17 protein-coding genes are annotated in these 17,670 nt (G+C 73.6%); 9 read left to right on the top strand and 8 right to left on the bottom strand.

The genetic code is table 11. The features are described 5' to 3' along the window. Window positions 1-87: 87 nt before the first annotated feature. The 6 genes from RB614_RS04830 to RB614_RS04805 form a co-directional block, all read right to left on the bottom strand. Window positions 88-639: an RNA 2'-phosphotransferase gene (locus RB614_RS04830; protein WP_308711117.1), complete on the bottom strand. Its 552-nt coding sequence runs from the start codon at window positions 637-639 to the stop codon at window positions 88-90. After that, complete coding sequence (locus RB614_RS04825) at window positions 632-1,879, bottom strand: VWA domain-containing protein (protein ID WP_308711116.1); 1,248 nt, start codon at window positions 1,877-1,879, stop codon at window positions 632-634. Before RB614_RS04825 ends, RB614_RS04830 begins: the two co-directional genes overlap by 8 nt. Beyond that, a complete protein-coding gene (locus tag RB614_RS04820; RefSeq protein WP_308711115.1) occupies window positions 1,879-2,853 on the bottom strand; it encodes a VWA domain-containing protein in 975 nt (324 codons plus the stop codon). Before RB614_RS04820 ends, RB614_RS04825 begins: the two co-directional genes overlap by 1 nt. Window positions 2,854-2,929: 76 nt before the next feature. Continuing rightward, window positions 2,930-3,916: a DUF58 domain-containing protein gene (locus RB614_RS04815; protein ID WP_308711114.1), complete on the bottom strand. Its 987-nt coding sequence runs from the start codon at window positions 3,914-3,916 to the stop codon at window positions 2,930-2,932. After that, window positions 3,913-4,887 carry an AAA family ATPase gene (locus RB614_RS04810; RefSeq protein WP_308711113.1) on the bottom strand — a complete coding sequence of 325 codons (975 nt, stop codon included), beginning with the start codon at window positions 4,885-4,887 and terminating at the stop codon, window positions 3,913-3,915. The genes RB614_RS04815 and RB614_RS04810 overlap by 4 nt, the downstream gene beginning before the upstream one ends. Before the next feature lie 25 nt (window positions 4,888-4,912). Further along, the gene (locus RB614_RS04805) at window positions 4,913-5,671 is read right to left on the bottom strand and encodes a S1C family serine protease (protein WP_308711112.1); all 759 of its coding nucleotides are present in this window, start codon (window positions 5,669-5,671) and stop codon (window positions 4,913-4,915) included. Window positions 5,672-5,740: 69 nt separating this feature from the next. Between RB614_RS04805 and RB614_RS04800 the strand changes: the two genes are divergently transcribed. After that, window positions 5,741-8,695: a glycoside hydrolase family 2 TIM barrel-domain containing protein gene (locus tag RB614_RS04800; RefSeq protein ID WP_308711111.1), complete on the top strand. Its 2,955-nt coding sequence runs from the start codon at window positions 5,741-5,743 to the stop codon at window positions 8,693-8,695. Between the two features lie 152 nt (window positions 8,696-8,847). On the opposite strand, the gene RB614_RS04795 is transcribed toward RB614_RS04800, so the two are convergent. Next, window positions 8,848-9,597 carry an SDR family oxidoreductase gene (locus RB614_RS04795; protein ID WP_308711110.1) on the bottom strand — a complete coding sequence of 250 codons (750 nt, stop codon included), beginning with the start codon at window positions 9,595-9,597 and terminating at the stop codon, window positions 8,848-8,850. Continuing rightward, complete coding sequence (locus tag RB614_RS04790; protein ID WP_308711109.1) at window positions 9,594-10,259, bottom strand: VOC family protein; 666 nt, start codon at window positions 10,257-10,259, stop codon at window positions 9,594-9,596. Before RB614_RS04790 ends, RB614_RS04795 begins: the two co-directional genes overlap by 4 nt. 173 nt (window positions 10,260-10,432) lie before the next feature. Between RB614_RS04790 and RB614_RS04785 the strand changes: the two genes are divergently transcribed. The 8 genes from RB614_RS04785 (at window position 10,433) to RB614_RS04750 (ending at window position 17,661) form a co-directional block, all read left to right on the top strand. Next, window positions 10,433-11,767, top strand: a complete 1,335-nt coding sequence (locus RB614_RS04785; protein ID WP_308711108.1) for an ABC transporter substrate-binding protein — start codon at window positions 10,433-10,435, stop codon at window positions 11,765-11,767. 75 nt (window positions 11,768-11,842) lie between these two features. After that, window positions 11,843-12,769 (top strand): carbohydrate ABC transporter permease, encoded by a 927-nt coding sequence (locus tag RB614_RS04780; protein ID WP_308711107.1) that lies wholly within the window; start codon window positions 11,843-11,845, stop codon window positions 12,767-12,769. Then, window positions 12,766-13,668 carry a carbohydrate ABC transporter permease gene (locus tag RB614_RS04775; protein ID WP_308711106.1) on the top strand — a complete coding sequence of 301 codons (903 nt, stop codon included), beginning with the start codon at window positions 12,766-12,768 and terminating at the stop codon, window positions 13,666-13,668. The genes RB614_RS04780 and RB614_RS04775 overlap by 4 nt, the downstream gene beginning before the upstream one ends. Continuing rightward, entirely contained in the window at window positions 13,665-14,975 is a 1,311-nt protein-coding gene (locus tag RB614_RS04770; RefSeq protein WP_308711105.1) for a GH1 family beta-glucosidase, read from the top strand. Before RB614_RS04775 ends, RB614_RS04770 begins: the two co-directional genes overlap by 4 nt. Then, window positions 14,968-16,023, top strand: coding sequence for a LacI family DNA-binding transcriptional regulator (locus RB614_RS04765; RefSeq protein ID WP_308711104.1), 1,056 nt, complete (start codon window positions 14,968-14,970; stop codon window positions 16,021-16,023). Before RB614_RS04770 ends, RB614_RS04765 begins: the two co-directional genes overlap by 8 nt. Window positions 16,024-16,148: 125 nt before the next feature. Next, window positions 16,149-16,778, top strand: a complete 630-nt coding sequence (locus tag RB614_RS04760; protein ID WP_308711103.1) for a DUF4178 domain-containing protein — start codon at window positions 16,149-16,151, stop codon at window positions 16,776-16,778. Window positions 16,779-16,783: 5 nt separating this feature from the next. Beyond that, window positions 16,784-17,233, top strand: coding sequence for a DUF2617 family protein (locus tag RB614_RS04755; RefSeq protein WP_308711102.1), 450 nt, complete (start codon window positions 16,784-16,786; stop codon window positions 17,231-17,233). Continuing rightward, window positions 17,233-17,661 carry a DUF4247 domain-containing protein gene (locus tag RB614_RS04750; RefSeq protein ID WP_308711101.1) on the top strand — a complete coding sequence of 143 codons (429 nt, stop codon included), beginning with the start codon at window positions 17,233-17,235 and terminating at the stop codon, window positions 17,659-17,661. The genes RB614_RS04755 and RB614_RS04750 overlap by 1 nt, the downstream gene beginning before the upstream one ends. Window positions 17,662-17,670: the final 9 nt, after the last annotated feature.

Genomic DNA, 17,670 nt, shown 5'->3' with positions numbered 1-17,670 from the left:
CTGGCCCGCGTGCCCGCTCTCTGCCTTTAGCGGGCGAGCTGTGTCCGGATTCGGGCGGCGCGGGGATCACGCACGTCGAGGAGGCGATCACGGCGACGTTCGCAGGTACTCCGGCGGGACCCGGTCGGTGAGCCACACGCCGTTGGCGCTGCGGTAGAACGGGTACCCGGCCGCCGCCATCGCCGCCGCGTCCACAGCCAGCACCGCCACCGGCCCGCGCCGCCGCCCGCCGACGGCCCGGGCGGTGGTGACGTCGGCCGAGAGGTGTACGTGGTGGCGCCCGCCCCGCTCCAGTCCCCGCGCCCGGATCGACGGGAGTGCCGCGGCGGAGGTGCCGTGGTAGAGCAGCGGCGGGGGCGGCACCGGGTCGAGGCCGAGGTCGACCGGGACCGAATGGCCCTGGCTGGCGCGGATCTCGTCGCGGCCGTCCGGCCCGGGCCGGATCGCGTACCGGCGCTTGTCGTTGCCGGCCACCACCGCGTCGAGGTCGGCCCGGCTCACCGACCCGCCGAGCGCGGCGAGCAGGTCGTCGACCGCCACCCAGCCCCGCGGGTCGAGGGTGAGGCCGACGCTGGCCGGGTCGTGGCGCAGGATGTACGACAGGCGCCGGCTCAGCCGGACCAGCGCGGCCCTATCCACGCTTCCAGACCGCGTCGTCCTCCGGCCCGACCCCAAGGCGGCGATCCGAGGAAGGTGCCGCGGGAGGGGGAGCGTCGTCCTTCGGCCCGACCCCAGGCTGGCGGTGAGAGGAAGGCGCCGCGGGAGCCGCGGGCGGGGGAGCCGCGGGTGGGGAGACCGCCGGGGCAAGGACCGGCGGCGGCACAGCCACCGCCCGCTGCCACCACTGGGCCAGCCCGACACCGGCGAGCACGAGCAGCGCCCCCGCCAGCGCGAACCACGCGGTGATCTCCACGTTTTCCCGCTGGAGCGTGATCGAGTCGGGCAGGTCGAGCAGCACCTCGGTGAGCGCGTCCGCGTCCTCCGCCTGGAAGTACTCGCCGCCGGTCAGGTCGGCGACCTCGGTCAGCGTCCCCTCGTCGGCCTGCATGTAGCGCCCCCGGCCGCCGAAGCCGCCGAACGGGCCGCGGCTCCCGTCGCCCCAGAACGCCGCGTCGCCACTGATCTGCTCCCGCGTGCAGACCGACGGCGCCGGCTCGGTGGTGCCGAAACCGATTGTGTACACCCGGAGCCGGCGCGCGGCCGCCTCCCCGGCCGCGGTGACCGGGTCGACGCCCTGGGTGTTGCGGCCGTCGGTGAGCACGACGATCGTGTCCGGCTGGTACTCGTCGGCGTCGCCGGTGGCCGGCGGCACCTCGACGCCGGTGGGCGGCACATCCGGGTTGAACTCGGCGATCGCGTCGACGGAGGTGAGGATGGCCTGGCCGATCGCGGTGCCGCGGGAGGTCTTGAGGTCGTCGATCGCGGCGATCAGCGCGTCCTTGTCGTCGGTCGGCTCGACCAGCAGGCCGGCGATCCCGGAAAACGTGACCAGCCCGATCCGGGTGCCCTCGTCGAGCTCCTCCACGAACTTCTTGGCCGCCTCCTGCGCCGCGCTCAACCGGTTGGGCGGCACGTCCGTGGAGCACATCGAGGCGGAGACGTCGATGGCGAGCAGGATCGCGGCGGAGTTGGACGGCACCGGCACCGAGGCCTGCGGCCGGGCGGCGCCACCGGCGAGCACGACCAGGCCGGCGGCGAAGAGCCAGATCGGGACCCGCCGCCGCCACAGGGAGCGGCCGGGCAGCGCGGCGCGGATCAGCGTGACGCTGGAGACCCGCACGGTCTCGCGGCGGCGCCGGCGGCGCACCCACCACCGGTAGCCCAGCAGCGCGGGGAAGGCGAGCAGCGCGGTGAGGGCCCATGGCCAGGTCAGCGACATCAGAGTATCCGTCCGAACCAGGTGATCATGAGCAGTCCGCCGATCGTGAGCAGGAGCAGCCCGATCCCGACCGCCGCCCCGGTCAGCTCGACCAGCTTGTCTTCCGTGGAGATGCGCAGGTCGAGCGTGTCGTACACGTCGTCGAGGGACCGAGCGTCCTGCGCTCGATGGTAGGAGCCGGCGGTGGCCTCCGCGACCTGGGTGAGCAGCTCCTCGTTGAGCGCGGTCGCCATCTGGTACCCCTCGACCTCGATCGTGGCACCCTCGACCGTGCCCACGCCGACGGTCTCGATGTGCACGCCCGCCGTCGCGGCCAGCTCGGCGGCGGCGAGCGCGTCCGGCCCGCCGGTGTCCTCGCCGTCCGACAGCAGCACGATCGTCGCCGAACGCCAGTAGCCCAGGTCCGGCGCCGGCTCGGCGGCCTCCGGGTCGGGCAGGCTCACCGGCTGGCCGACGATCGCCGAGAGCGAGGCGAGGATCGCCTGCCCCAGCGAGGTGCCGCCGGCCACCGTGAGCCGGTTGATGGCGGCGACCGTGCTGGCGTGGTCGTTGCCGGGCAGCTGGGTGGTGAGCGCCCCCTGCCCGAACGCGACGATCCCGACGTCCACTGTGTCCGGTTGGGACCGCACGAACGCGGCCGCCGCGGACTGGGCGGCGCCCAGCCGGGTGGGGGCGACGTCCTTGGCGGCCATGCTGTTGGAGACGTCGAAGGCGAGGATCACCGTTCCCGACGCCCGCGGCACCGGCACCGTCGCTTGTGGACGCGCGACGCCGAGGAAGAGCAGGACCAGCGCGGCGAGCATCAGCAGCGGCGGCAGGTGCCGCCGCAGGCGCCCGCGCCGAGGGTGGGCGGGCTGGAGACCCGCGGCCGCCAGCGCCGTCGCCCGGCGGCGTTGCAGGAGTTGGTACGCGACGAGCAGCCCCACCCCGACCGCCACCGCGACGGCCAGCAGGAGTGGATGCCGGAAACTCATGACCGTCCTCGCTTCGCTGCGGGCGGCCATGAGCCAGGCGACACGCTGCGTTTGATGATTCGCTCGCTCCGCTCGCTCATGCCGGTGCCCCGCTCGCCGGGCCGGTGCCGCGGGAGGCCGGTGCCTCGCTCGCCGGGCCGGTGGCGCGGGAGGCCGGTGCCCGGCGGTGCTTGGCCCGCTGGGCCATCTCGACCAGCGCGGCCACCAGGTCCTGGTCGGTGCCGAGCCGGTGGCCGACCGAGCCGGCCCGCCGGATCGCGCCGGTGACCGCGAACTCCCGGGCGTCCACCTCGGCCCGCAGCCGCCGGCGGAAGAGCGGGTCGCTGGTGTCGGCCAGCAGCTGCTCGCCGGTCTCCGCGTCCTCCACCAGCACCAGCCCGAGGTCGGGCAGGTCGAGCTCGGCCGGGTCGACCACGCGCACCGCGACCACCTCGTGCCGCAGCGCCAGCCGGGTGAGCGCCGGCTCCCAGTCGAGGTCGCCGATGAAGTCGGAGACGACGAAGACCAGCCCGCGCCGCCGCGCGGTGCCCGCGGCCAGGTGCAGCATCGCGGCCAGGTCGGTGGGGCGGCGGTCGTCGCGGGCCGGCCCGGGCCGGGTCAGCTCGTGGGTCAGGTGCAGCACGTGGGTGCGCCCGGTGCGGGCCGGGATGACCCGCTGCACCTGGTTGTCGTAGAGGATCGCGCCGACCCGGTTGCCGCCCTGGGTGAAGAGCCGGGCCAGGCAGACCGCCAGGTCGGTCACCACCGACGCCTTGCCGCCGCCGGCGCCGAAGCGCATGGACGCCGAGCGGTCCAGCACCAGCCAGGCGGTGACCTCACGGTCCTCCGTGTACTGCCGGACGTACGGCTCGTCGAGGCGGGCGGTCACGTTCCAGTCGATGTGCCGCACGTCGTCTTCGGGCGTGTAGCCGCGCAGGTCGGCGAAGTCGATGCCGGTGCCCCGGAACACCGTACGGTAGGCGCCCTGCAGCCGCCCGTCGAGCCGGCGTACGACCTGCCACTCCAGGCGGCGCAGCAGGCGGTCCGGCGCTCGCCCCGCTCGCGTCTGGTCCGGCGAGGTCACCGCACCGCCGCCTTGTCCCGCAGCGGCGCGTCGGGTACGGGGAGCGCGTCGATGACCCGGGTGAGCACGGTGTCCGGGGTGACGTCGTCGGCGAGCGCCTCGTACGACAGCACGAGCCGGTGCCGCAGCACGTCGAGGGCGAGGTCGGTGAGGTCGGCCGGCACCACGTAGTCGCGGCCGCGCACGAACGCCAGCGCGCGGGCGGCCAGCACCAGGTTGATGGAGGCGCGCGGGCTGGCGCCGAAGCTCACGTACCGGGTCAGGTCGTCGAGGCCGATGTCGGCGGGGCGGCGGGTGGCGCCGGCGAGCCTGACTGACCACTCGATCAGCGCCGGGTCCACGTACACCCGCTCGACCTGGTCCTGCATGGCGATGAGCCGGCCGGGGTCGGCGACCGCCTGGGTGGCCGGCGGCGCCGCGATCGCCCGCTCGACGATGACGAACTCCTCGGTGGCGCTGGGATAGCCGACCAGGACCTTCATCATGAACCGGTCGACCTGGGCCTCGGGCAGCGGGTAGGTGCCCTCCGACTCGATCGGGTTTTGCGTCGCCATCACCAGGAACGGGCGCGGCACGTGGTGGGTCTCCCGGCCGATCGTGACCTGCTGCTCCTGCATGACCTCCAGCAGCGCGCTCTGCACCTTGGCCGGCGCCCGGTTGATCTCGTCGGCGAGCAGCAGGTTGGTGAAGACCGGGCCGAGCGAGACCTGGAACTCGCCGGTCGGCTGGTGGTAGACCCGGGTGCCGACGATGTCGGCGGGCACCAGGTCGGGCGTGAACTGGATGCGGTGGAACTGCCCGCCGATCGCGCTGGCGAGCGCCTTCACCGCGAGCGTCTTGGCGAGGCCGGGCACTCCTTCGACCAGGATGTGGCCGCGGGACAGCAGCGCCACCAGCAGCCGTTCGAGCAGGACGTCCTGGCCGACGATCGTCTTCTTGACCTCGTAGAGGACCTGCTCCACTGTGCTCATACCCGCACCTGTCCGTCCTGTCGTCTCATCGCTGGGGTCCGTCCTCGCCGGGGCCGCCGCCGAGCGCGGTGCCGATCGGCACCGCGAAGCCGATGCCGATGAAGGTGCCGGCCCGGGTCGGGTTGGCCAGGGCGACGACGATGCCGATCGTCTCGCCGCGGGTGTTGACCAGCGGTCCGCCCGAGCTGCCCGGGTTGACCGCGGCGTCGAACTGGATGAGGCCGGCCAGCCGGGTGCCGTCGTCGCCGGCCGCGAGCCGGTCCAGCCCGGAGACCACGCCGGCGGTGGCGCTGCTGGTCATGCCGAGCTGGTTGCCGACCGCGACGACCGCGTCGCCGACCGCGAGGCGGCCGGAGTTGCCGATCGTGGCCGGCACGAGCACCGGCGGGAGGGTGGCGGCGGCGAGCGCGGCGATGTCGTTCGCCGGGTCGCTGTCTTCGACGGTCGCGGCCGAGCGGGTGCCGTCGGCGAACGTGACCCGCACCGCCCCGCCGCCCTTGACCACGTGCAGCGCGGTCAGGATGACGCCGGTGTCGCTGGCCACCACGCCGGTGCCGGTCCCCTCGACCCGGTCGCCGGTGCCGAGCCGCTCGACGACGACGACCGAGGGGGCGACCGCCTCGTACACCTGCGCGGGGCTGAGCTCGGGGGCGGCGGTCGGATCCGGCGAGGGGCTGGGCGCCGCGGCGGGCGAGCCGCCACCGGGACCCCATCGGACGAACGCGACCGCGAGTAGCAGGAGCGCCACGACCGCGGCCGCCCCGACCACGGTCCAGCGGCGCATGGTTCACGATAACGGCGGGGCGGCCGTGCGGGCTAGCCTACTGTGAGCGCTCACAGTAGGGTTCAGGCCATGAACGAAGCCTGGTACGAGTCCTTCGCCCCGCCGCCGACCGCCCGGCCACCCCGGGCCTGGCTCGACAGCGACGCCCCGCGGCTGCCGCTGGACGGGCACTGGCGGTTCCGGTACGCCGAACGCGCCGACGGGCCACTCGACTTCACCAGGCCGGCCTTCGACGACGCGGGCTGGGACCGCCTGCCGGTGCCGGCGCACTGGCAGCTGCACGGGTACGGGGCCCCGGCGTACACGAACATCGCCTACCCCTTCCCCCTCGACGCGCCGCGCGTACCCGACGAAAACCCGACCGGTGACTACCGCCACACCTTCCGCCTGCCGGAGGGCTGGCCGGGCGGGCCGGCGCTGCTCCGCTTCGCCGGGGCCGACTCCGCCGCGCTGGTCTGGCTCAACGGCGTCGAGCTCGGCCGCGCCGGCGGCAGCCGGCTGACCACGGAGTTCGACGTGACCGACGCGCTGCGCCCGGACGGCGACAACCTCATCGCCGTCCGCGTCGTGCAGTGGAGCGCCGGCAGCTACGTCGAGGACCAGGACATGTGGTGGCTCTCCGGCATCTTCCGCGGCGTCGACCTACTGGCCCGCCCGGAGGGCGGGATCGGCGACGTCGAGGTCAGCGCCGGCTACGACCACCTGACCGGCGCCGGCACGCTGGCGGTCGCGGCGGACGTCCCCGCCCGGGTACGCGTGCCCGAGCTCGGCGTCGACGCGGCCGCCGGCGAGACGCTCCGGCTGCCGGCGGTCGAGCCCTGGTCCGCCGAGAGCCCCCGCCTGTACGACGCGACGGTCAGCACCGGCGCCGAGACCGTGACCCTGCGGATCGGCTTCCGGACCGTCCGGATCGACGGCGGAGTCCTCACCGTGAACGGCCGCCCGGTCCTCTTCCGCGGCGTCAACCGCCACGAGTTCCACCCCGACCGGGGACGCGCGGTCACCGAGGAGGACATGCTCGACGACGTGCGGCTGATGAAACAGCACAACATCAACGCGGTACGCACCAGCCACTACCCGCCGCACCCGCGCTTCCTGGAGCTCTGCGACGAGTACGGCCTCTACGTCGTCGACGAGTGCGACCTGGAGACCCACGGCTTCTGGCAGGTGGGGTGGCGCGGCAACCCGGCCGACGACCCGCGCTGGGAGGCGGCGCTGGTCGACCGCATGCGCCGTACCGTCGAGCGGGACAAGAACCACCCGAGCGTCGTGCTCTGGTCGCTGGGCAACGAGAGCGGCAGCGGCCGCAACCTCGCCGCGATGGCGCGCTGGGCCAGGCACCGCGACCCGAGCCGCCCCCTGCTGTACGAGCGGGACTGGACCTGCCGCGACGTCGACGTGTACAGCCGCATGTACCTCCCGGTGGCCGAGGTCGAGGCGATCGGCCGGGGCGAGGAGGCGCCGCTTCCCGACCCGGCGCTGGACGCGCGGCGGCGGGGCATGCCGTTCATCCACGTCGAGTACGCGCACGCGATGGGGAACGGCCCCGGCGGGCTCGCCGAGTACCAGCGCCTCTACGAGACGTACCCGCGCCTGCAGGGCGGCTTCGTGTGGGAGTGGATCGACCACGGCCTGCGCGCGCGTACGCCGGACGGGCGGGAGTACTTCGCGTACGGCGGGGACTTCGGCGAGGTGCTGCACGACGGCAACTTCGTCGCGGACGGCCTGCTCTTCCCGGACCGTACCCCGTCGCCCGGGCTGCTGGACCTGAAGAAGGTCTTCGAGCCGGTGCGGATCGCCCCCTCGGGCGACGGCGGCCTCACCATCCACAACGGACACATCCACAGTGGAGTGTCCAAGCTGGACTTCCGGTGGGTCCTGGAGGACGGCGGCGAGGCGGTGGCCCGGGGCGCGCTGGAGGTGGGCGACGTGCCGCCCGGCGAGAGCGTACGGGTCGACCTGCCCGCGCTGCCGGCGACCGCGGGGGAGGCCCACCTCACCGTGCGGGCGGTGCTCGCCGCCGACGAGCCGTGGGCCAAGGCCGGCCACGAGGTCGCCGCCACCCAGCTCCCGGTCTCCACCACGCCGCCGCTCGCGGCTGCCGCACCCCGGCCGGCGGGTGCCGTGCCGCTTCCGGCCACCGTGCCGCCCGCGGGTGGCGCGACGCGGGCGGGCGTGCCGACGGCGACCTCGGCCGCGGTGCGGCGGGACGGTGGGCGGGTACGCCTCGGGCCGGGCCTGCTCGACGAGCGGACCGGGCGCCTGGTGCGCCTCGGCGACTGGGCGGTCGACGGGCCGCGGCTGCAGGTCTGGCGGGCCCCCACCGACAACGACCGCGCGCCGCACGGCGAGGCCCTCGAACCGCTGTGGCGGGCCGCCGGCCTCGACCGCCTCACCCACCGCCTCGACGGCGTCAGCGTCACCGGCGACGGTGCCGTGGTGCGGGTCCGGGTGGCGCCGGCGTCGTCGGACGGCGGGCTGCTCACCACGTACACGTGGCGGATCTTGGCCGGCGACCGGCTGGGGCTGGTCGTGGAGATCGACCCGGACGGGCGCCTCCCCGGGCCCCTGCCGATGCTCGGCGTGCGCTTCGCGCTGCCCGGCGAGCTCGACCAGGTGGAGTGGTTCGGGCGGGGACCCGGCGAGGCGTACCCGGACACCGGCCTCGCCACCCGCGTGGGCCGCTGGTTTCGGACGGTGGCCGACCTCCAGACGCCCTATCTCTTCCCGCAGGAGAACGGGCGCCGCGCGGACGTGCGGTGGGCGACCGTCACCGGTGGCCGGGGCGGCGGGGTGCGGGTGGACGGCCGGACGCCGTTCGGGCTGACCGTGCGGCCGTGGACCGCCGAGGCCCTCGACCGGGCCGCCCACCCGACCGACCTGGCTCCGGACGGCCGCACCTGGCTCACGCTCGACGCCGGCCACAACGGCATCGGCTCGGCCTCCTGCGGCCCCGGCGTCCTCCCGCCCTACCTCCTCGCACCCGCCCCAACCCACCTTGAGCTAACCCTCCAGGCACTCTGACCGCCGCCCCTGCGGCTGCGCCGCCCCCGCGCCGTTGATCAGGGAATTGGTGGGCGTGTCGGCCGGCGCGTCGCCTTACGAACTCCCTGATCAACGCTCAGAGGAGGCGCTCAGAGCGGGGCGCTCAGAGCGGGGCGCTCTGAGCGGGGCGATCAGAGGGGGGTGCCGGTGAGCGCGGCGCAGGCGGCGAGCAGGGCGTCCTGGACGCGGGGGTCGTGGGCCTGGTCGTTGAGGTGGACGACGCGGCGGTCGTGGAAGAACTGGCCGGTGGCCGTCGCGTCGTCCGATGTGGAGAGCCAGACCGGGGTGTCGGCGCCGGCCGCCACGTCGAGCGGCGCGGCATCACCGCTCATCTTCGTGCGGATCCAGCCCGGGTGCACCGCGTTGGCCCGCACGGCCGGGTAGCGGCGGGCCACGGCGAACGCGATCGCGGTCATCGCGAGCTTCGAGTCGGCGTACGCGCTGTCGGCCGTCCACTGCGCCTCGTGCTGCAGGTCGTCGAGGTCGATCCGGCCGCGGACGATCGAGTCGGAGCTCACGTAGACCAGCCGGGACGGCAGCGGCAGCAGGGCGGTCAGCAGGTACGCCGAGAGCGCGTTGACCTGGAAGGTGCGCTCCAGCCCGTCCTCGGTCACCGGTCGCGGTCCCGCCGGCGGCAGCCAGCCGGCGTTGTGCACCACCACGTCGAGCGGCGCGAGCGCGCGCACGGCGGCGGCCATGGCGCGGGTGGCGGCGAGTGACGCGAGCTCGCCGACGACCACCTCGGCCGCGCCGGCGTCCCGCAGCCGCGCCGCCTTCGCCTCGTCGCGGGCGTGCCGGACCACGCCGTGCCCCAGCCTTTCGAGCGCCGCGGCGATCTCCGCCCCGATCCCGTCGGAGGAGCCGGTCACCAAGATCCTCACAGGTCGATCCCGTGGAAGCCGAGCACCCCGTCCATCTCCAGCGGCCGCGGCCGCACCGGCACGTCGAAGCTGAAGACCTCGAGCACCGCCGGCCCGGCCAGCAGGTAGGTCATCAGGAAGCCGCGCGGGTCGCCGTGGTGGCGGATCTGCCCGATCACCGGACAGCCGAACCGGTCGAGCGCGGCCGGCAGGTCCTCGACGGTCACCGCCACGTGGTCGAAGCGGGGCCGCTCGCCCGGCCCGATCCGGGTGGCGGCCTCGGCGGCGGCGAGATCCGGCGCGTACACGTGCTGGTAGGTGAGGTTGCCCTGGACGAACTCCAGCCGCGCCCCGTCCGGGTCGAGGAAGAACGCGATCCGCACGCCGCCGAGGACGTCGGCGGGGGGCGAGAGCACGGTGACGCCGGCCGCCGAAAGGTCGCGGATCCGCGCGTCGACGTCGGCGACCTTCAGGCCGAAGTGGCGGATGCCGCCCTGCCGGTCGTCGTCGACCCAGCCGCCGAGGTCGGCACCGGGCGCGACCTCGGTGACCAGGATCCGCACCGAGCCGGCCGCGAAGCACCGCGCGCCCGGCGCGGGCGCCGGCACCTCGCCGAAGCCGAGCAGGTCACGATAGAAGGCAGCCGATCGGTCCAGGTCACGCGAACCGAGCCGGACGATCATAGGCGGGAACCATACCGTGACCGCTCACAGAGGCGCAACGGCTGAAGAGCCGCGAAGAACGCAGCGGAAACAAATCCGCAACGATCCCTTGACAGCCGCGCGACGCCGCGCGGATTCTGTGAACGCTCACAGAGACTCTGCCACCCCTTCGAGACACCTCAGGAGGGCACCCCATGACTTCGCACATCCACCGGCGCGGCTTCCTCAAGGGCGTCGCCACGCTCGGCGCGGCCGCGGCCGTCCCGGCATTTCTCGCCGCGTGCAGCGGCGACGACGAGGAGCCGACCCAGCCGGCGGGCGACCCCGACGCCCCGGCCAACCTCACGTTCTGGACCTGGACCACCAACGTCCAGAAGGTCGTCGACATCTGGAACGCCAAGAACCCCACCCAGAAGGTCACGGTGAGCAACCAGGCCCAGGGCGAGGAGCTGATCACCAAGACCCTGACCGCCCACCGCGCCGGCAACGCACCCGACCTGATCCACGCCGAGTACCAGGCGCTGCCCGTGCTGATCACCAACGGCGTCGCCGCCGACCTCACCGCGATGGCCGAGGGGATCAAGGGCGAGTTCACCGAAGGGACCTGGGCGCTGACCTCGTTCGGCGGCAAGACGTACGCGATACCGCAGGACGTCGGGCCGATGATGCTCTACTACCGCGAAGACCTCTTCCAGCAGTTCGGCCTCACCGTGCCGAAGACGTGGGACGAGTTCGGCGCCGTCGCGCGGCAGGTGCGGCAGAAGGACGCCAAGCGCTACCTCGCGACGTTCTCCTCCGGCGACCCGGGCTGGTTCGCCGGCCTCGCCGAGCAGGCCGGCGCCAACTGGTGGGTCAACGACAACGGCACCTGGACCGTGCGGATCAACGACGAGCCGACCAGGAAGGTGGCGTCCTTCTGGGGCGGCCTGGTCAACGAGGACGTCCTCTCCGGCAAGCCGATGTACACCCCGGAGTGGAACAAGGCGATGACCGACGGCACGCTGCTGGCCTGGCCGAGCGCGATCTGGGGCGCCGGCGTGCTGGAGGGCGTCGCGCCGAGCACCAAGGGCAAGTGGCGGATGGTGCCGATGCCGCAGTGGGACGCCGCCGCGCCGGCGACCGGCTACTGGGGCGGCTCGGCGACCGCCATCTCCAGCAAGTCGTCGCAGCGGGCCCAGGCGGAGAAGTTCGTGAAGTGGCTCAACACCGACCAGGAGGCGCTCGACGCGCTGATCGCCGAGGGCGGCATCTACCCGGCCGCCACCAAGGGCCAGTCCAGCACCCAGCTGAGCAAGGCGCCGGCGATGATGCCCAACCAGCCCACGTTCTTCGCCGAGGCCGCCGAGATCGCCACGACCGCGCGGGGCTTCAACTGGGCGCCGAACGTCAACGTCACCTACAGCCAGTACAGCGACATCTTCGCCAAGGCCGTCCAGGAGAAGTCCGACTTCGCCGCCGCCGTCGACGCCATCCAGGCCGCGTCCGTCGCCGACCTCAAGAAGCAGGGCTTCGAGGTAAAGGAGGCCTGACATGAGCGGGAGTCGTGAGGCTACGGGCCTTGACCACGACGGCGGACGAGCGCCGAGCGGCGGAGCGGGGTAGGCATGCCGGTGGCCGCCCCGGTCCGCCGCCGCCCGCGCCGGCGCGGCGGCCCGACCCCGTACGTGCTGATGGCCCCGGCCGTCGTCCTGCTCGTGCTCTTCCTGCTGGTCCCGATCGGGTACACGGTGTGGCTGAGCCTGCGCGCCAACCGGGTCAGCGGCGGCGGGCTCGGCATCCGCACCGAGCGGTTCGTCGGGCTGGAGAACTACACGAGCGTGCTCACCGACTCGGCGTACGTCGACGGGCTGCTGCGCATGCTGCTGTACGGCCTGATCGTCGTCCCGTCGATGCTCGGCCTCGCGCTGCTCTTCGCGCTGCTGCTGGACACGCCCCGGGTCCGCTTCGGCGCGTTCTCCCGGATCGGCATCTTCCTGCCGTACGCGGTGCCCGGCGTGATCGCGTCCCTGCTCTGGGGCTTCCTCTACCTGCCCGACGTGAGCCCGATCCGGGACGTGTTCGAGGGGCTCGGCCTCCCCGCGCCGGACTTCCTCGCACCCGGCGGCGTGCTCTTCTCGGTCGCCAACATCGGCGTGTGGGGCGGCGTCGGGTTCAACATGATCGTGCTCTTCACCGCGCTGCGCGGCGTGCCCCGGGAGATGTACGACGCGGCCCGCGTCGACGGCGCCGGCGAGGTGCAGATCGCGCTCCGGGTGAAGGTTCCGCTGATCATGCCGGCGATCATCATGACCGCGATCTTCTCGATGATCGCCACGCTCCAGGTCTTCAACGAGCCGGCCACGCTCCAGCCGCTGACCGACACCGTCTCGCAGACCTGGGTACCGCTGATGACGATCTACCGGGACGCGTTCGTCAACGCCGACATCCACAGCGCCGCCGCCGCGTCGGTGGTGCTCGCGCTCGGCACGCTCGCGGTCTCGGTCGCGGTGCTCACGCTGCTGCAACGGCGCGCCTTCGGGAGGGACCGATGACCGCGCTCACCGCCCGGCCCGCGGCGACGAGTGCCCAGCCCACCCAGCGGTCCGGGGCGGTCAAGGCACGCACCCGGTGGGTGCCGACCGCGCTGCTGCTGCTCGGCGCGTTCTACTGCCTCGCGCCCGTGATCTGGGTGGCGATCGCGGCCACCAAGGGACCGAGCGAGCTGTTCAGCACGTTCTCGTTCTGGCCGAGCTTCCGCGGCGGCTTCCAGTACAACGTCACCCACCTGCTCGACTTCCGCGACGGCGTCTTCCTCAAGTGGGCGCTCAACAGCCTGCTCTACGCGGGCGTCGGCGCGGTGCTCTCGGTCGCCGTCTCGACCCTCGCCGGGTACGCCCTGGCGAAGTACGACTTCGTCGGCCGCGAGCTGATCTTCATGACCATCCTGGCCGGCGTGCTGGTCCCGCAGATCACCCTCGCCGTCCCGCAGTACCTGCTGATGTCCGAGTTCGACCTGGTCAACTCGTACTGGTCGGTGCTGCTGCCGAGCATCATCAGCCCGTACGGCATCTACCTGTCCCGGATCTACGCCGCCTCGGTGGTCTCCGACGACATGCTGGAGGCCGGCCGGATCGACGGCGCCGGCGAGTACCGGCTGGCCTGGAAGGTCGGGCTGCCGCCGATGGTCCCGGGGATGGTGACGCTGCTGCTCCTGCAGTTCGTCGCGATCTGGAACAACTTCCTGCTGCCGTACATCATGATCTCCGACGACGGCCGCTTCCCGATGACCGTGGGCCTGTTCACGATGCTCAACCAGGGCGCCAGCCAGCCCGCCCTGTACTCGCTGGTGGTCATGGGGGTCTTCCTGTCCGTGCTGCCGCTGGTCGCGCTGTTCCTGTTCCTGCAGCGGTACTGGCGGCTCGACCTTGTCAGCGGGGGAGTCAAGGGATGACAGCGGTGCGCTTTCCGGCCGGCTTCGTGTGGGGCACGGCCACGGCCGCGTACCAGGTGGAGGGGGCGGTCGGCGAGGACGGGCGCGGGCCGTCGATCTGGGACACGTTCTGCCGGGTGCCGGGCGCGGTCGCCGGCGGTGACACCGGCGACGTCGCCTGCGACCACTACCACCGCTGGCCGGAGGACGTGGCGCTGATGGCGTCGCTGGGGCTCGGCGCGTACCGCTTCTCGATCGCCTGGCCGCGGATCCAGCCGGACGGCGCCGGCCCGCCCAACCAGAAGGGCCTGGACCACTACCGCCGGCTCGTCGACGGGCTGCTGGAGCGGGGCATCGTCCCGCACGTCACGCTCTACCACTGGGACCTGCCGCAGGCCCTGCAGGACCGGGGCGGCTGGCCGGCGCGGGACACCGCGTACCGGTTCGCCGACTACGCCGCGGTCGTGCGGGACGCGCTCGGCGACGTGGTCGACCACTGGGCCACGCTCAACGAGCCGAAGGTGGCCAGCCACGCCGGGTACGGCGACGGCAGCCACGCGCCCGGCATCCGCGACCGGGGCCTGCGCGACCGGGCCGCGCACCACCTGCTGCTCGCGCACGGCCTGGCGCTGCCGGCGCTGAGCGGGAGCGGCCAGGTGGGCATCACGCTCGACCTGAGCCCGGTGCGGCCGCTGACGCCGGCCGACACGGCCGCCGCGGAGGAGCACGACTACGACAACCACGGCATGTTCCTGGAACCGCTGCTGCGCGGGCGGTCCCGGCTCGGCGGCGACCTCGTGCGCGCCGGCGACCTCGACCTGATCAGCGCGCCGATCGACTTCCTGGGCGTCAACTACTACCGGCCGCTCTACGTCCCTCGGGTGCCACCCGAGCTCACGGTGACGGCGATGGGCTGGCCGGTCGTCCCGTCCGGCCTGCGCGACCTGCTGCTCGGCCTCCGGGACAGCTACCCGAACCTGCCGCCGATCCACATCACCGAGAACGGCGCGGCGTACGACGACGAGGTCGGCCCGGACGGCTGGGTCGACGACCCGCCCCGCGTGGCGTACCTGCGCGGCCACCTGCTCGCCCTGCACGAGGCGATGGAGGCCGGCGTCGACGTCCGCGGGTACTTCGTCTGGACGCTGCTGGACAACTTCGAGTGGGCCGAGGGGTACTCGAAGCGGTTCGGCATCGTCCACGTCGACCGGGCCGACCAGACCCGGCGGCCGAAGGCGAGCGCCCACTGGTACGGGCGGGTGGCCCGCACTGGCGAGGTGCCGCCGCCCGGGCCTGAGCTGGCATGGAAAACTGAGTCCGATGGGTAGTGACACTGCGCAGCCACACCCCAAGTCGCGGGGGGCGGCCCGGCGGGCGATGCGGCGTGGCCCGACGATCGACGACGTGGCGGAGGTCGCCGGCGTCTCCCGGGGCACGGTCTCCCGGGTGCTCAACGGCGCCCGCTACGTCAGCCCGGCCGCGCTCAAGGCGGTCGAGCGGGCGGTGCGCAGCACCGGGTACACGGTCAACCAGAGCGCCCGCAGCCTGGTCACCAAGCAGTCCAACGCGGTCGCGTTCGTCCTCTCCGAGCCGCAGGAACGGCTCTTCGAAGACCCCAACTTCAGCGTGCTGCTGCGCTGCTGCACCCAGGCCCTCGCCGAGCACGACATCAGCCTGATCCTGATGCTGGAGTCCAGCGACGCCGAGCGCGACCGGGTCCTGCGGTACGTGCGCGGCGGCCACGTCGACGGGGTACTGCTGATCTCCGCGCACTCCGGCGACCCGCTGATCGCCGACCTGGCCACCGGCGTCGTGCCCGCGGTCGCCTGCGGCAAGCCGGGCGGCCCGGAGTCGGCCGTCCCGTACGTGGCGGCCGAGGACACCGAGGGCGCCCGCCAGATGACCCGCCACCTGGTCGCCCAGGGCCGCAAGCGGATCGGGATGATCGCCTGCACCCAGGTGGTCGGCGGGCGGGAGCGGCTCCAGGGGTACCGGGACGTGCTCGGCCGCAAGGCGGTCAAGCGCCTGGTCGTGCACACCTCCGACTACAGCTTCGCCGCCGGCGCGGCCGCCATGCGCGAGCTGCTCGCCGAGAGCCCGGACATCGACGCCGTCTTCGCCGCCTCCGACCTGCTCGCCGCCGGCGCCCTGGCCGAGCTGCGCCGGGCCGGCCGGCGGGTCCCGGACGACGTGGCGGTGGGCGGCTTCGACGACTCCCGCATCGCCCGCGAGACCGACCCGCCGCTGACCACCATCCGCCAGCCGCTGGAACGGGTCGCCGCCGACATGGTCGACGTCCTGCTGCGCCTCATCCGCCGCGAGCCCGCCTCGTCCCGCCTCCTCCCCACGGAGCTGGTCAAGCGCGAGTCCGCCTAGCGCTCCGCGCGCCACCCGCCGGGTCGCCCGCCGCCGACCGCTCTCCCTCGTACCACCTGGGCGGTTGCCTTGATCGCGCTTGCTAGCCTCGACGGCCGGACGACGTCGTTGGGGGTGGGCAGGGCGTGACGGGTGGCGAGGCGTTCCTCGTGGTGGGGCTCGGCTGTCTGGTGGCGGTGGCCGGGGTGGTGATCGCCGTGGTCTCGGTCAGCCGGGCCCGGCGGCAGCGGGAGGCACCCGCCCCGGCGCCGGCGTCCGTCGACCCGTTCCAGACCGGCGACACCGACGCGCTGCGCGGCGACCCCCGCGCGCTCAAGCCCGGCGACATCGTGGAGATCCGCACGAAGTCGTACGCGGTGCGCGGCTCGCTGAGGTTCGCCGAGGGGGACTGGGGCTGGGCCGAGCATCTGCTCGACGACGCGGCCGGGGGCAAGGTGTGGCTCTCCGTCGAGGAGGATCCCGACCTGGAGCTCGTGCTCTGGTACGAGGTGCCGAGCGCGACCGTCACCCCCGGCGCGCCGACGGTCGACTTCGACGGCCGGCGCTACACCCGCGACGAGGGCGGCCACGCGCGCTACACCGCCACCGGCACGACCGGGCTCAACCCGACCGGCACCGTGCGCTACGAGGACTACGCCGCGCCGGACGGCGCGCTGCTCTCCTTCGAGTCGTACGGCGACAGCGGCAAGTGGGAGGTCGGGCGCGGCGAAAAGCTGCACCGCGCCGAGGTGCTCATCTACCCGCAGGCCGGCTGAGCGCTGTGCTGGTGCGCCTCGACACCCCGTACGCGGACACGACCGCGGGCGACCTGAGCTTCGCGCTCGGCCTGCCCGAGCTGCCGGCGCTGCACGTGCTCCGCCTCCCCGGCCTGGAGCTGCGGCTACTCGGCGCCTCGCACCAGGTGCTGTGGACCACAGTGGACGGAGAGCGGAGCGTGGAGACGGTGGCCTGCCTGCCCGGCCGCGACCCGCACCTGCCGTCCGCCATGGACAGTCCCGGCTACCGCTTCGAGTCGACCGTGGGGCAGCTGCCGGCAGAACCGCTCTGGCGCGAGCTGGCCGCCGACCCGCGGGCCCTCGTCGGCGTCTTCCCCGGCGACCCGAACGCGGTGACCGCCCTGCGCGCGCAGGAGCGCGGCTGGTGCACCTGGCACGCGTACCCGCAGACCGGCGAGCTGGTGACCACCCGCACGTGGTTGGGAGAGCGCTGATGGCGTACCGGAGATGGTTTGTCATAGGCATCGGGCTCGCGCTGGTCGGCGTGCTCGTGGCCGGGGTGGGGCTGCTGACCGGGAGCTTCTCGCCGCGCGGCTACGTCTCCGACCACTTCACCCGCGCGGCCACGCGGGACATCGGCGGCGACGCCCTGGCGTACACGTCGGCGAGCGCGCCGAGCGCGGTGGCCGACCAGATCACCGGCGCGTGGGAGCCGGCCGACCGGTACGTCGACGGCAGCGGCGTCTACCTGCGCTACGACGACGACGCGGTGGTCATCCTGCCGCTCGCCGCGGTGGGCTCGCTGATCCTCGTGGAGAAGATGCGCACCGCGTACCCCCGCTATTACGGCACGGTCGGCAACTACTGGGGTTGGGGTCGCGGCACCAGCGTCCGCGGCGGCGGTCCCGGGGCCGGGAAATAGGAGGCACGC

The sequence above is a fragment of the Phytohabitans maris genome (assembly GCF_031085175.1).
GTDB lineage: Bacteria > Actinomycetota > Actinomycetes > Mycobacteriales > Micromonosporaceae > Phytohabitans > Phytohabitans maris.
This window is presented reverse-complemented; position numbering and strand designations above follow the sequence as displayed.